The following is a 14566-nucleotide window of genomic DNA, read 5'->3' as shown; positions in this document are numbered from 1 at the left end:
CGTCCGCCGTCACACTCGTCCCTCGCAACAGGAGAGCCAGCATGAACGATCACACCGTCGGCCGACGGCCGCGCGGAGGCATGAACCGTCGAGGCTTCCTCGTCACCGTCGGAGCGACCGCCGTCGGCGCGGCCCTCGCGACGACCCTCCCCGAGAAGGCCCGCGCCGCCGCCGGCACCTTCCGGGTCCCGGTCGAGGACGTCCGCCACACCCGTACGTGGATGGCCTGGCCGGACAGCACCGCGATCTGGCCGGGCAAGCTGAGCGGAGTCCAGGTGGACATCGCCCTGATCGCCCGGACGATCGCGAAGTACGAACCGGTCGTCATGTGCGCCAACTCCGGCAGCGCCGCGAAGGCCCGGCAGATGTGCGGGCCCACGGTGACCGTCATCAGCTCCATCCCGGTCGACGACTGCTGGATGCGCGACAGCGGCCCCGTCTTCCGTACCGACGGCAGCGGCGGCCTGGACACCGTCGGCCTCAACTTCAACGGCTGGGGCAACAAGCAGACCCACGCCAAGGACGCCCTCGTCGCCGAGCGCGTCGCCGCCTACGTCGGCGTCCCGTTCACCTACGCCGACCTGGTCGGCGAGGGCGGTGCGATCGAGCAGGACGGCGCGGGCACGCTCATGGCCACGCGGAGCAGCCTGGTGAACCGCAACCGCAACCCCGGGATGTCGGAGCGTCAGATCGAGTCGGCGATGTGCGACGCGTACGGCGCTTCCAAGGTCATCTGGTTCGACGGCGTCTACGGCCAGGACATCACCGACGACCACGTCGACGCCACGTCCCGCTTCCTCGCGCCGGGGGAGGCCCTCGTCCAGATGCCCGTCGCCGCGGACACCGACGCCTACGCCCGCGACGCGCGTCTGCAGTACGGCAAGCTGTCCGCCTCGACGACCGCCGGCGGTCGCGCCCTGGACGTCATACGGCTCCAGGGCCCGGACTACAACAAGATCCGATCCGCCAACCGGGACTTCCTGGCCTCCTACGCCAACTTCTACCTCTGCAACGACGCCGTCATCAGCGCCCAGTTCGGCGACCGGCGGGCGGACGAGGCCGCCAAGGCGACCCTGGCCCGCCTCTACCCGGACCGTGTCATCGAGCAGCTCGACATCGACCGCCTGGGCACGGGCGGCGGCGGCATCCACTGCGTCACCCAGCAGCAGCCCGTCCGCTAGCGGGCCCTGCGGCCGCATCGACTGAAAATTCCGTCAATGAAGCCTGTCCGAAGCGTTGACTGAAATTTAAGTCAGCCCCTACTGTGAGCGCACCGCTCGGCGCCGGAAGGTCATGGGCGCCGAGCGGATTCATGGACGCACCCTGGACAGGAGCCCACATGGGGCCAGTTGCCTCGCAGCCGCACGACTCCGCGCCTCTCGCGGGCATCGAACAGCACTCGATCGACTGGGTGCCCCTCTCCGAACGGCATGGCAAACCGTCGAACGTCGGGGCCATCTGGTTCGTGGGCAGCCTCAACCTCACCGGTCTCGCGACCGGCGTCGTGACCCTGTCCATGGGGGCCTCGCTCGTCTGGACCGTGGTCGCCACCGTCCTCGGATCGCTGTTCGGCACGTTCTTCATGGCGTTCCACTCGGCCCAGGGGCCCCAGCTGGGACTTCCCCAACTGGTGCAGTCGAGAGCCCAGTTCGGCTATCTGGGCGCCGCGCTCACCGTGTGGGTGTTCGCCCTCGTCAACTACATCGGCTTCAACACCTCCGACGCCCTGCTGTCCGGCCAGGCCATGAACCTGCTCACCGGAATGCCCAACGGGCTCGGATACGTCCTGGCCGCGGCCGTGGCGACGGTGATCGCTCTCTTCGGATACGAGTGGATCCACCGGCTGAACCGGTGGCTCACCTGGCCCTTCGTCGTGGTCACCGCGGCCGTCACCGCATCCGCCCTGTTCGGCGGAGGGCTGCCGGAAGGCGTCTGGGACGCGGGCCCGTTCGATCTCGCGCCGTTCATGCTCGTGTTCGTCTTCGTCGCCGGCTTCCAGCTGGGCTGGGCGCCGTACGTCTCGGACTACTCGCGCTACCTCAGACCCGACGTCCCCGTACGCAGCACCTTCTGGTGGACCTACCTGCCCAGCGCGATCTCCGGGATCTGGGTGTTCCTCCTCGGCGCCGTGGTCTCGGCCGGTGCTCCCGAGGGCACCGATCCGGTCACCGCCCTGAAGCTGTCGGCCGACCGGCTGTTCGACGGGTTCGGCACGGTCGCGGTCGTCGTCCTGCTGGTCGGGCTGCTCTCCATCATGGCGATCAACCAGTACGGCGGCAGCCTCACCATGATCTCGATCCTGGACTCGTTCCGGCCGGTCAAGCCGACGCGGACCATTCGGGTCGCGACGATCGGGATCATGCTCGTGGCCGTCGGGACGGTCTCCACCGCCGTCGGCATCGACCAGTTCAACTGGTTCTTCGCCAACGTCGTGGTGGTGCTCACGTACCTGTTCATCCCGTGGACGGCCATCAACCTGGTCGACTTCTTCCTCGTCCGGCGCGGCCAGTACGTCGTCAAGGAGATCTTCAACCCGCAGGGAATCTACGGCCGTTGGGGCTGGCGGGGAAACCTCGCCTACGCCATCGGGCTGGCCTGCATGGCGCCGTTCATGGTCATCACCGGCCTCTACGTCGGCCCCGTCGCCGAGCTCCTCGGCGGCGTGGACTGCTCGCTCTTCGTCGGCCTGCCCGTGGCCGGCGTCCTCTACTGGGCGTTCGCCCGAAGTCTCGATCTGGCGACCGAACGCCGGATGGTCCGGGAGGAGGGGCTGCTGGAACGACTCCACTGAGCCACCCGCGCCCGCACGTACAGAACCTTTGGCAGAAGGAGCACCACGTGAAGACAGCACACGACGGCGACACCCCCGGCATCAGCCGCAGAAGCCTCCTGGCCCGAACGGGCGCGGTCGCGGCCGGACTCGCGGTCGGACCCGTACTCGGCGGCATCCAGCCGGCCCAGGCCGCGTCCTGGCGCGTGCCGGGGGAGGAGACGCCGCACAAGCGGACCTGGATGGCCTGGCCGTCCAGCTCCACGATCTGGGGCAACCTGCTGTCCAAGATCCAGGCCGACATCGCCAAGCTCGCCAAGGAGGTCGCCAAGCACGAGCCGGTGATCATGTGCGCGGACGGCTCGTCGGCCGCCTCGCAGGCCAGGGCGGCCTGCGGATCCACCGTCACGGTGATCAGTTCCATACCGGTGTCGGACTGCTGGATGCGGGACACCGGCCCGCTGTTCCGGGTGGACGGGGCCGGCGGCCTCGACTCCTTCGGCCTGAACTTCAACGCCTGGGGCGAGAACGCCACGACCTTCTACGGCCTGCCCTACTCGGCCTACTCCAAGGACCGCGTGCTCGCCGGCCGGGTCGCCGCCTACACGGGCGTCACCTTCGCCAAGGCGTCCGTGGTCGGCGAGGGCGGCGGCATCGAGTACGACGGCGACGGCACCCTGATGGCGACCGAGAGCTGCTGGCTCAACAGCAACCGCAACCCCGGCAAGTCGCGCAGCCAGGTCGAGGCCGAGCTGCTGGCGCGCTTCGGCGCCACCAAGATGATCTGGCTGCCCGGCGTCACCGGGTGGGACGTCACCGACGGCCACATCGACGGCACCGCCCGGTACATCAAACCCGGTGTGGTGATGGTGCAGCTGGCCGGAGCCGTGCGGCCGGACGTCTGGACCGACAACGCCCAGGCCATCCACGACGTCCTGGTGAACGCGACCGACGCCAGGGGCCGCCGCCTCCAGGTCCTCACCATCGAAGGACCCGACGTCCTGCCCCGTATCTCGGCCGGCAAGCGGGCGGACTTCCTCAGCTCCTACATGAACTGGACCGTGACCAACAACGCGGTGATCACCACCCAGTTCGGCGACACCGCCAAGGACGCGGCGGCCAAGACGGCGATCGCGGCCGCCTACGGCCGCCCCGTCGTCCAGCTCAACCTCGACAACCTCTACGGCAACGGCGGCGGTGGCGCGCACTGCGTCACCATGCAGGAACCCAACCGCTGACCGACTGGCTGACTGACTGAACGAACGACCGGCCCGGGCCTCACCTTCGAGGTCCGGGCCGGCCGCTCGTGCGACGTCGTCACACGAGACGCGTCACCAGGTCGACGTCACTTGCCGAGCCACGCGTTGTGGATCGTCAGCTTCGACGCGTTGCCCTGCTTGTCCGTGACCTCGGCGTGGAGCGAGACACCCTTGTCCTTGGCGGGGTTCTTCACGGAGATCCTGCCGTTCTCGACCTTCACGAACTGCCAGGTCTGCCCGTCGTCGTAGCTCACGGACACGGCGAGCGACGACAGGTTCTTCCCGGCCGCCGCGCCCTGCACGGTCACCGGGACCAGGACCGACGTGCCGGCCGGCGCGCGCGAGGTCAGGTCGACGGGGGGCGCGAAGCGGACCGTGGACACCGGAAGCGCCGTCCTGGCCGCCACCTGCTTCGAGCGGAACGTGAAGTCGGCGTCGATACGGGTGGAGACCGCCGCGACCGTCGCCGAGCGCTCCACGGACGTCGTCAGCCGGTACTCGGCGTCGGTCGAGTCGACCGTGAAGGGCTCCACTCCGGTCAGCGGGTCGTCGTTCTCGGCGACCTTGACGCCGTCGCGGTACAGCGTCGTCGTGGCCGAGGTGTGCCTCGTGGATCCCGCGTGGCCCTTGCCGTCGGCGAACAGCGGCAGGGCGCCGACGAGCTGCTGCTCGCCCGTGTCCGGGTCGGGCGAGCTGCGGAAGACGCCCATCTTCTCGCCGAGCAGCGGGCCGAAGACGCCCGTGTTGAACGTCTCCCGGTACGTCTTGCCGGCCACGTAGCCCTTCGGCCGGACCATCTCGTAGTCGCCCTCGAAGGCCGGGTAGCCCCACTGGTCGGGCTCGCCGAACTGGTTGAACTTGGTCAGCCACTTGACGCCGTCGGCGGTGGAGACGTGGAAGGTACGCGTGCCCGGAGCCGCCTGCGGCGCCGAGAACCCGATGCCCAGCGGCGCACCCGGCAGCTGCGAGTGCGGGGAGGACAGCGTCGTCTTCCCGGGAGTGGAGGAGCCGAGTTCGACCTTGAGCGTGGCCAGCTCGTTCGCCTTCACGTGCCGGGAGTAGCCGGTCGCGACCTTGCTCACCTTCCCGCCGAAGGACACCGAGTACTGCGTGGTGGGGTCCTTGACGAGGTGCGCGTCCCACGTCTGCAGGAGCGAGCCGTCGGTGATGGCGGGACCCTGGTGGGCGGTGCGGAAGCCGGTGAAACCGCTGAGGACCCAGCCGCTGCCGACGCCGCCGAGCTCGGTCTCGCGCTCGTAGTACGCCCCGCTGTAGTCGACCTTGTCGAGGCCGGGCACCGACATGTGCACCGGCTTGGTGGTGCGCGCGTCGGCGATGACGGTGGTGTCGCCGGTGACCTCCAGCTTCGGCTGGGCGATCCAGTCGGTGCCCTTGGCGAGGTCCGACGGGTCCTCGTAGACCGCCGTGTCCAGGGTGTACGACCCCTTGGGCACACGCATGGTGTGCGCGCCCGGCTCGCTGTCGATCCGCGTCTGGACGTCCTTGGTGGCCTCGGAGACGCCGGTCAGGGTGCTGGTGAAGTTCTGGGCGTCGGCGCCGTCCCGGCCGAGGGTCCGGAGCGTGATGTCGTACGACTCCGCCTCCCGGACGGCCACCGCGGCGGTACGGACCGACTGGCCCGCGCCCGTGGCGGTGACGTAGCCCGAGTAGGCGCCGTCGGCGTCGCCGATCCTGGTGTCGGCCGTCAGGTCGACGTCGGCCGTGCCGCCGGCGGGCACGGTCACCGTGCCGGCGCCGACCGAGAAGAACCCCGGGGCGGGCTTGCCCGCCGGGTCCTGCGAGGTCACCGAGAGGTCGAGGGTGACGTCGGTGCTGCCGAGATTGCGGTAGACGACCTTCCGGGTGAGGGGCTTGTCGTCGGTGTGCGGCCACACCGCCATGCCGAAGTTGAGCGAGACCTGCTCGGCGATCACGCTCTGCGCCAGCGCCTTGTCGACCTGGACGCGGCCCGAGCCCTGCTGGAAGACGGTGTGGTCGCCGCCCTTGGTGGACGCGATGAGGGCGCCCTTGAGCTCGGTGGACTTCCAGTCCGGATGCCGCTGCTTCAGGATCGCCGCCGCGCCCGCGACGTGCGGGGTGGCCATGGAGGTGCCGTCGATCTGGAGGTAGCCCGGCGCCGGGTGCGGTGTGCCGGGGCGGGTGTCGATCGTGCTGCCGGGGGCGGCGGCCGCGGTGATGGCGACGCCGGGTGCGGTCAGGTCCGGCTTGACGGCGCCGTCGCCGACGCGCGGGCCGATGCTGGAGAAGGGCGCAAGCCTGTCGTCCTTGTCGACCGCGCCGACGGTCAGCGCGGCGTCCGCGCTGCCCGGCGAGCCGACCGACGAGGCGCCGTGCTTGCCCTCGTTGCCGGCCGCGACGGCGAACAGGATCCCCTTCTCGGCGGACAGCCTGTTCACCGTCGCCTCCACCGGGTCGACGCCGGGGCTGTCACCGCTGCCGAGGCTGAGGTTGACGACGTCGGCGCCTTCGGCGGCGGCCCACTCCATGCCCGCGATGACGGCGGAGTCGTCGCCGTAGCCCTCGTCGTCGAGGACCTTCCCGCTGATGACCTTGGCGCCGGGAGCGACGCCCTTGTACTTCCCGCCGGACTTGGCACCCGTACCGACGGCGATCGACGCGACGTGCGTGCCGTGTCCGACGCGGTCCACGGCGTCGGGGGAGGCGGAGAAGTTCTTCTCGCCGACGACCTGGGAGCTGAGGTCCTCGTGGGTCTTGTCGACGCCGGTGTCGAGGACGGCGATCTTGACGCCGGTGCCGTCGAACCCGGACTCCCACGCCTTGTCGGCGCCGATCTGCCGGACGCTGCGGTCCAGGCTCGCCTTGCGCACCCCGTCCAGCCACACCTTGCCGATGCCGGAGCTGGTGGCGCGCAGGCCGCTCGGGCGCGGGTTCGTCAGTGCCTCCCACACCCGGGCCACGTCGTCCTGTGACGCACGGAGGGCGTCGGCGTTGATCGTGGGGAACGTACGCCGCAGTTGGGTGTCGCCGGCCGAACGCACCTCCGCCCGCGCCGAATCGGCTCCGCCGTCGTACTGCACGATCAGCTTGAGCCCGCCGCGGTGGCTCTCGCGCAGCAGCGGATCGGTGAGCTCCTCGATGTCGAAGAGCCGCTGGTCCAGCTTGCCCGTGGAGATCAGGCGCTGCGCGTCGCTGGGCACCACCAGCGTCCGGTCCTTGGTGCGTTGTATCCGTACGGGTATGTGCTCACGGCCCTTGGCGGGTTCGAAGCCCGCCATCCGGCCTTCGGCGTCGACGACCAGTACGTCGCCCGTGATCAGCTGGATCCGCTGGTCGCCGTTGGGGCCCGTGGTGTCCGGAGTGGTCGTCGTGTGTGCGGCGATCGCCGTCACGGGGCCGGTCATGCCTGCCACGAGGGCCACCGATGTGGCCGCCGCGATGGTGAAGGCGCGTGCTCTGTGCACGTGTGCGCGCAAGTCTCCCCCAGGAGCTTGGGATGAAGTCGAGTGGTCGTCTCCAGCCATGGGCGCATTGCCGCCCGTCGCTGGTCAGCGCGGGGCGCACTGGCGCCCGCTGCTGGTCAGCGCAGTATGTGAGGGGAGAGGGGCGTGATCAACGGCGGTCCGTGCGCGAGGCCTCAAGTCGCGTGTGTTCAAGCCATCTTGAGGTCGCCGAGTTTGATGGGGCGACGATGGCAGTGTGACGACCGTGTGACACCCGGGCGATGCTTCCGCGACAGCGCCGCGGGGCAACCCGTCCGGATCGCAGTCCGGACCGGGCTTCCCGCGCTTTTCGATGACCGGCACGGCTACGGCCGGAGCGTGTTCCTCCCATTGGCCCGTATCCACACCCTGATGGAACGGTCCTCCCTCCGGGCAGTGGAGGCCCCCCGCCCGGCGGTTGTCCCGGGCGAGCGGGGGCCCACGGTGTCCCGCGCGTGCTACTTGCTGTTCCTGAAGTGCTCGACCAGACGCGAGTAACTGTCGTCGGCATGGCCCGCTTCGACGGCTTCGTTCACGAGGCCGAGGGTGTAGCGGGGGAACTCGGCGTCGATGTTCCGCGCCTCGCTCTCGCGGACCAGGTCCTCGACGGAGGGCCGGTGGTGCTGGAGTGCTCCGTACTCCGTCGCGTACGCGCCGCGGTCGACCTCGCCGGCGATCATCGGGAAGGACGCCGACAGTGCGGACAGGGACGCCTGGGCGTCGTCCAGGAAGCGCTTCACCTCGACGCCCTCGCTGGACAGCAGCGCGGCCGCGTGCAGGAATCCGTTGAGCGTGCCCCACATGGTGCCGTGCACGGCCATTCCGTACAGGGTCGGTACACCCGCGTCGTCCGAGACCAGGGTTCCCCGGCCGCCGACCAGCCGGAGCGTCGTCCGACAGCGGTCGTACACGGCTTCGGAACCGCCGTAGAAGATCACGGTGTCCGCTCCTCCGATGCCCGGAGCGATCGTCATGATCTGCCCGTGGAGGTACTGCGCGCCTTGGCCGGCGGCCCAGTCGGCCACGGCCCTGACTTCCGCCGACGTCCCGTCCGTCAGGTTGACCACGGCACGGCCGGACAGGGCGTCACCCGACGCCTCCAGCAGTTCGCGGGCCGTGGCGCTGCCCTTCACGCTGACGACCACGAGCGAACCGGCCGCGACGGCCTCGCGGACGGTCGCGGCCCGCCGAGCTCCCTTCGCGACCAGGGCGTCGGCCCGTTCCGGCGTACGGTTCCACACCGTGGTCGGATGCCCGCCGGCCAGGAAGGCGCTCGCGAGCGTGAAGCCCATCTCGCCCAAGCCGAGCACGGTCACGGTCATGGGCGCGGCCGGCTGAGCATCGGTCGGTGCTGAGGCAGTGGTCGGTGCTGAGGCAGTGGTCATCGACGTCATCCTCGATCAGGTTGTCGTGGCCCGGTCCGTCCAGGGCCATCCGCGGCGTTGCGCGGAATCGCCACGCTAAAACCTGAACTGAACTTGAGGTCAAGGCCCGTCTCAGGCCGGGCGGTGGCCCGCTCGCAACCCCGCGACGGGCTGCCGCATTACCGCCCCTCCTCAGCCACGCGCAAGCGGTGCGACAAGGAAATCCCGGTCGGAGCACTAGACTGGCGGGCTGTTTGGCGCTGGATCGGAACAACCCGGGCAGACCCGGGCTCCTCCGGCGACCCGGACGTTCCGGGAGCGAGACACGAGGGCCGATGTCAGCCACACCAGAGCGCGGTGAACTCACTCTGCTCGACGACGCGGAGACGTACGAGGAGCCCGGCAAAGCCGCGCGGTTCTCCGCCGGACCCGCCGCCCCGCCCCGTACGCTCGTCGACATCCTCGACGCGACCGTCCGGGCCCACCCCGACGAACTCGCCCTCGACGACGGCACCACCCGGTTGACGTACCGCGCGCTGGCCGCCGAGGTCGAGCGTCGGCGCCGCGACCTCGCCGCGGCCGGCGTCGGGCTCGGCGACCGGGTCGGCGTACGCGTGCCCTCCGGGACCAACGAGCTGTACGTGGCCATCCTCGCCGTACTCGCCGCAGGCGCCGCCTATGTGCCGGTCGACGCCGAGGACCCGGACGAGCGGGCCGAGCTGGTCTTCGGCGAGGCCGCGGTGCGCGCGGTGCTCGGCGCCGGACAGTCCGTCGAGGTCACCCGGGCACCCGAGCCCGGCGACGCGCCCGCCGCCCGCCCCGGGCCCGAGCACGACGCGTGGATCATCTTCACCTCCGGATCCACCGGCGTGCCCAAGGGCGTCGCCGTCGCCCACCGCAGCGCCGCCGCGTTCGTGGACGCCGAGGCCGCGCTCTTCCTCGCCGACGAACCGATCGGACCCGGCGACCGGGTCATGGCCGGTCTCTCGGTCGCGTTCGACGCCTCCTGCGAGGAGATGTGGCTGGCCTGGCGCTACGGCGCCTGCCTCGTGCCCGTCCCGCGCTCCCAGGTGCGCAGCGGCGCCGACCTCGGCCCCTGGCTGGTGGAACAGGAGATCACCGTGGTCTCCACCGTGCCCACCCTGGCCGCGCTCTGGGAGCCCGACGACCTCGGCGAGGTCCGGCTGCTGATCTTCGGCGGCGAGGCCTGCCCGCCCGAACTGACCCAGCGTCTGGTCACCGAGGGCCGCGAGGTCTGGAACACGTACGGCCCCACCGAGGCCACCGTCGTCGCCTGCGCCTCGCTCCTGACCGGTGAGGAACCGATCCGCATCGGTCTCCCGCTGAACGGCTGGGAACTGGCCGTGGTCGACGAGTCCGGCGAGCCGGTGCCCATGGGCGGCAGCGGCCAGCTCGTGATCGGCGGCGTCGGCCTGGCCCGCTACCTCGACCCCGCGAAGGACGCCGAGAAGTACGCCCCGCTCGCGTCCCTCGGCTGGCAGCGCGCCTACCGCAGCGGCGACCTCGTCCGCGCCGAACCGGAAGGGCTCGTCTTCCTCGGCCGCGGCGACGAGCAGATCAAGCTCGGCGGCCGCCGCATCGAACTGGGCGAAGTGGACGCCGCGCTCCAGGCCCTGCCCGGCGTCGCCGGCGCCGCCGCCGCCGTCCGCACCGCGCGCAGCGGCAACCAGCTCCTCGTCGGCTACCTCGTCACCCAGGAGGGCTGGGACCACACGGCGGCGGTCGAGCGGCTGCGCGCCGAACTGCCCGCCGCCCTCGTACCGCTCCTCGCGCCGGTCGACGACCTGCCCACCCGTACCTCCGGCAAGGTGGACCGGGACGCGCTCCCCTGGCCGCTGCCCGAACTGGAGACCACCGGCTCCGCCGAACAGCTCTACGGCACCGAGGCCTGGCTCGCCGAACAGTGGAGCGCGACCCTGGGCGTCGCCGTCACCAGTGCCGCCGACGACTTCTTCGCGATCGGCGGCAACAGCCTCGCCGCCGCCCAGCTCACCACCCGGCTGCGCGCCCGCTACCCGAGCGCGGCCGTCGTCGACATCTACCAGCGGCCCACCCTGCGCAAGCTCGCCCGCCACCTCGAGAAGTCCGCACAGGACGACGCCGCGGCCCGGACCGTCGCCCCCGTCCCGCTCCGGACCCAGGTGACGCAGTCGCTCCTCCTGCTCCCGCTGTTCACCCTGGTCGGCCTGCGCTGGACGGTGGCGCTCCTCGCCCTGGGCAACGTCCTGCACCGGTTCGGGCCCTACCCGTGGGCGCCCACCGCCTCGTGGTGGCTCGTCGCCGCCGGCGCCGCCCTGCTCTACAGCCCGCCGGGCCGGCTGGCCCTCGCGGCCGGCGGCGCACGCCTCCTGCTGCGCGGCGTCACGCCGGGACGGTACCCGCGCGGCGGAAGCGTGCACCTCCGGCTGTGGACGGCCGAACGCCTGGCCGAACACGTCGGCGCGACCTCCCTCACCGGATCCTGGCTGGAGCGCTACGCACGGGCCCTCGGCGCCAAGGTAGGCCCCGACGTCGACCTGCACTCCCTGCCTCCCGTGACCGGCATGCTCAAGCTCGGACGCGGCTGCGCCGTGGAGTCCGAGGTGGACCTCACCGGGCACTGGCTCGACGGAGACCGGCTCGTGATCGGCCCGGTCAAGGTCGGCGCGGGCGCGGTCGTCGGCACCCGCAGCATGCTCTTCCCCGGCGCACGGGTCGGCAAGCGGGCCGAGGTGGCCCCCGGTTCCGCCGTGACCGGACAGATCCCGACCGGCCAGCGCTGGGCCGGAGCACCCGCCGTCAAGCTCGGCAAGGCCAAGCGCAACTGGCCCGAGGGGCGCCCGCCGCGCGGCGTCCACTGGCGCGCCATGTACGGAGCGACCGGCTTCTGCCTCACGGCCCTGCCCGTGCTCGCCGCCCTGCCGGCGCTGCTCGTCGTCAGCCTGTTCGTCCCCGCCGACGCCACGCTCGCCGAGGCCCTGCGCGGCGCACTGACGGCCGTGGTGCCAGGGGCACTCGCCTTCGGTTTCGCGTACGCGCTGCTGCTGCTCGTCTCCGTGCGTCTGCTGAGCCTCGGGCTGCGGACCGGGACCCACCCCACGCACAGCCGGGTCGGCTGGCAGGCCTGGACCGTCACGCAGCTGATGGACGTCTCCCGGGAGACCCTCTTCCCGCTGTACGCCGGGCTGATCACCCCCGTGTGGCTGCGGCTGCTCGGCATGAGGATCGGCCGGGGCGCCGAGGTGTCCACGGTGCTCGCGCTCCCGAGCCTGACGACCGTGGGCGAAGGCGCGTTCCTCGCCGACGACACCCTGACCGCCCCCTACGAACTGGGCGGCGGCTGGGTCCGCATCGGACACTCCGAGATCGGCCGCCGGGCGTTCCTCGGCAACTCGGGCATGACCGCCCCGGGCCGGAGCGTGCCCGACGACGGTCTTGTCGGCGTGCTGTCCGCCACCCCGAAGAAGGCCAAGAAGGGCAGCTCGTACCTGGGCCTGCCGCCGGTCAAGCTGCCGCGGTCCGCCGCCGCCGCGGACCGGAGCCGCACCTACGATCCGCCCGCGCGCCTGCTGTGGGCCCGGGGCCTGGTCGAGCTGTGCCGGCTCGTCCCGGTGTTCTGCTCGGCCGCGCTCGCCGTCCTGACCGTGGCCGCGCTGTGCGCCCTGGCCGCGACGGAAGGGCTCGGGACCGTGGGGACGGCACTACTGTCCGGAGTGGTCCTGCTCGCCGCCGGGGCGGCCGCCGCGGTGGTCTCCGTCGCCGCGAAATGGCTCCTCGTGGGCCGGCACCGGACGGCGGAGCACCCGCTGTGGAGCGGCTTCGTGTGGCGTAACGAACTGGCCGACACGTTCGTCGAGGTACTGGCCGTGCCCTGGCTCGCCGGATCGGTGCCGGGAACTCCGCTCCTCGCTCTGTGGCTGCGCGGTCTCGGCGCCCGGATCGGCCGGGGCGTGTGGTGCGAGAGCTACTGGCTGCCCGAGACGGACCTGGTGACCCTTGGTGACGCCGTCACCGTGAACCGCGGCTGTGTGCTGCAGACGCACCTCTTCCACGACCGGATCTTGAGGACGGATACTGTGGTCCTCCGCGAGGGCGCCACCCTGGGCCCGGGCGGAATCGTCCTGCCCGGAAGCACGGTCGGGGCCCGCAGCACACTGGGACCCGCCTCTCTCGTGATGGCCGGGGAATCCGTCCCCGCCGACACCCGCTGGCTGGGCAATCCGATCGAGGCGTGGCGGTCCTGAAGGGGCCACGGCGTACGAGCACAGCGCAGGGAGCGGAAGCGGCAGTGAGCGGCCAGCGGACAACGGCGTCGGACCCGTACTTTCCGGCCAACGGGGATCCCCGATACCGCGTACACCGGTACGAGATCGCTCTGGACTACCGTCCCGGCCCCAACCGGCTGGCCGGGACGGCCCGGCTGAGCGCGATCGTCGGCCGGGCGCCGCTCACCGAGTTCGACCTCAACCTGGCCGAGTTCAAGGTGGGCCGGGTCCAGGTGAACGGCCGGGCTCCGCACTACACCCACCGGGGCGGCAAGCTGCGCGTCCGGCCCGCCAAGCCCCTCACCGCCGGCGCCGCCTTCACCGTGGAGATCCACTGGTCGGGCAACCCCAAGCCGGTACGCAGCCCCTGGGGCGGCCTCGGGTGGGAGGAGCTCACCGACGGTGCGCTCGTCGCGAGCCAGCCGGTCGGCGCGCCCTCCTGGTACCCGTGCAACGACCGGCCCGCCGACAAGGCCTCGTACCACATCTCGGTCAACACCCCGTCCCCGTACACGGTGGTCGCCGGCGGGCGGCTGCTGACCCGGACGACCAAGGCCTCCACGACCACCTGGGTGTACGAGCAGACCGCCCCGACCTCCAGCTACCTGGTCGGCCTGTCCATCGGCATGTACCAGACCGTGCTGCTCGGCGACCCCGGACTCGGCGGTGTTCCGCAGACCGCCCACGTACCGGCGCATCTGCTGTCGAGGTTCTCCCGGGACTTCGCCCGGCAGCCCGCCATGATGCGGGTCTTCGAGGAGCTGTTCGGCCCCTACCCCCTCGGCGAGTACGCGGTCGTCGTCGCCGACGAGGAGCTGGACGTGCCGGTGGAGGCCCAGGGGCTGTCCCTCTTCGGCGCCAACCACGTGGACGGTGTGCGGGGTTCGGAGCGGCTCATCGCCCATGAGCTCGCGCACCAGTGGTTCGGCAACAGCGTGACCATCGGCGACTGGCGGCACATCTGGCTGAACGAGGGCTTCGCGAAATACGCCGAATGGCTCTGGTCGGAGCGCTCCGGCGGCCGCACCGCGCAGGAGCTGGCGGCCGCCGCACACCGGTTGCTGGCCTCGCAGCCGCAGGACCTGGTCCTCGCCGACCCCGGCCGCAAGCTGATGTTCGACGACCGCCTGTACCAGCGCGGGGGGCTCGCGGTGCACGCGATCCGCTGCGCGCTGGGCGAGGGCCCGTTCTTCCGCATGCTGCGCGACTGGGCCACCGCGCACCGCCACGGCGTGGTGACCACCGCGGGCTTCACCGCGCACGTGGCCCGCTACGCGCCCGAGCCGGTGGACGGCCTGCTCGCGTCCTGGCTCCACGCGCCCGCGCTCCCTCCGCTGCCGGTCCAGCCGACCCCGCCGCCCGCCCACCCGCCGATTCCGTCCCGCCCCGGGTACCCGCCGACGAACGGCGGGTCGGCGGTCGGCTGACCTCAGGCCGGTACGGGGCG

Annotated in this window: 7 protein-coding genes; 5 read left to right on the top strand and 2 right to left on the bottom strand. The window is 71.5% G+C overall.

All coding sequences use genetic code 11. The features are described 5' to 3' along the window. Positions 1 to 41: 41 nt before the first annotated feature. The 3 genes from OG357_RS02455 (at position 42) to OG357_RS02445 (ending at position 4008) form a co-directional block, all read left to right on the top strand. On the top strand, positions 42 to 1181 hold the full coding sequence (locus OG357_RS02455) for an agmatine deiminase family protein (protein WP_329619509.1): 1140 nt from the start codon (positions 42 to 44) through the stop codon (positions 1179 to 1181). A gap of 158 nt (positions 1182 to 1339) precedes the next feature. After that, positions 1340 to 2791, top strand: coding sequence for a purine-cytosine permease family protein (locus OG357_RS02450; RefSeq protein WP_329619508.1), 1452 nt, complete (start codon positions 1340 to 1342; stop codon positions 2789 to 2791). A 47-nt stretch (positions 2792 to 2838) separates the two neighbouring features. Further along, entirely contained in the window at positions 2839 to 4008 is a 1170-nt protein-coding gene (locus tag OG357_RS02445) for an agmatine deiminase family protein (RefSeq protein WP_329619507.1), read from the top strand. A gap of 107 nt (positions 4009 to 4115) precedes the next feature. Here OG357_RS02445 and OG357_RS02440 read toward each other — a convergent pair whose 3' ends face one another. Next, entirely contained in the window at positions 4116 to 7472 is a 3357-nt protein-coding gene (locus OG357_RS02440; RefSeq protein WP_443066615.1) for a S8 family serine peptidase, read from the bottom strand. Between the two features lie 476 nt (positions 7473 to 7948). Then, a complete protein-coding gene (locus tag OG357_RS02435) occupies positions 7949 to 8875 on the bottom strand; it encodes an NAD(P)-dependent oxidoreductase (protein WP_329619506.1) in 927 nt (308 codons plus the stop codon). A gap of 314 nt (positions 8876 to 9189) precedes the next feature. On the opposite strand from OG357_RS02435, the gene OG357_RS02430 reads away from it, so the two are divergent. Beyond that, a complete protein-coding gene (locus OG357_RS02430; RefSeq protein WP_329619505.1) occupies positions 9190 to 13098 on the top strand; it encodes a Pls/PosA family non-ribosomal peptide synthetase in 3909 nt (1302 codons plus the stop codon). 44 nt (positions 13099 to 13142) lie between these two features. Beyond that, entirely contained in the window at positions 13143 to 14546 is a 1404-nt protein-coding gene (locus tag OG357_RS02425; protein WP_329619504.1) for a M1 family metallopeptidase, read from the top strand. Positions 14547 to 14566: the final 20 nt, after the last annotated feature.

Origin of the sequence: Streptomyces sp. NBC_01255, assembly GCF_036226445.1 — a bacterium.
Classification (GTDB): Bacteria; Actinomycetota; Actinomycetes; order Streptomycetales; family Streptomycetaceae; genus Streptomyces.
This window is presented reverse-complemented; position numbering and strand designations above follow the sequence as displayed.

Coding starts and splice junctions, on each gene's coding strand:
- OG357_RS02450 (WP_329619508.1), top strand. CDS start 1,340: ATGGGGCCAGTTGCCTCGCAGCCGCACGACTCCGCGCCTCTCGCGGGC.
- OG357_RS02435 (WP_329619506.1), bottom strand. CDS start 8,875: ATGACCACTGCCTCAGCACCGACCACTGCCTCAGCACCGACCGATGCT.
- OG357_RS02455 (WP_329619509.1), top strand. CDS start 42: ATGAACGATCACACCGTCGGCCGACGGCCGCGCGGAGGCATGAACCGT.
- OG357_RS02430 (WP_329619505.1), top strand. CDS start 9,190: ATGTCAGCCACACCAGAGCGCGGTGAACTCACTCTGCTCGACGACGCG.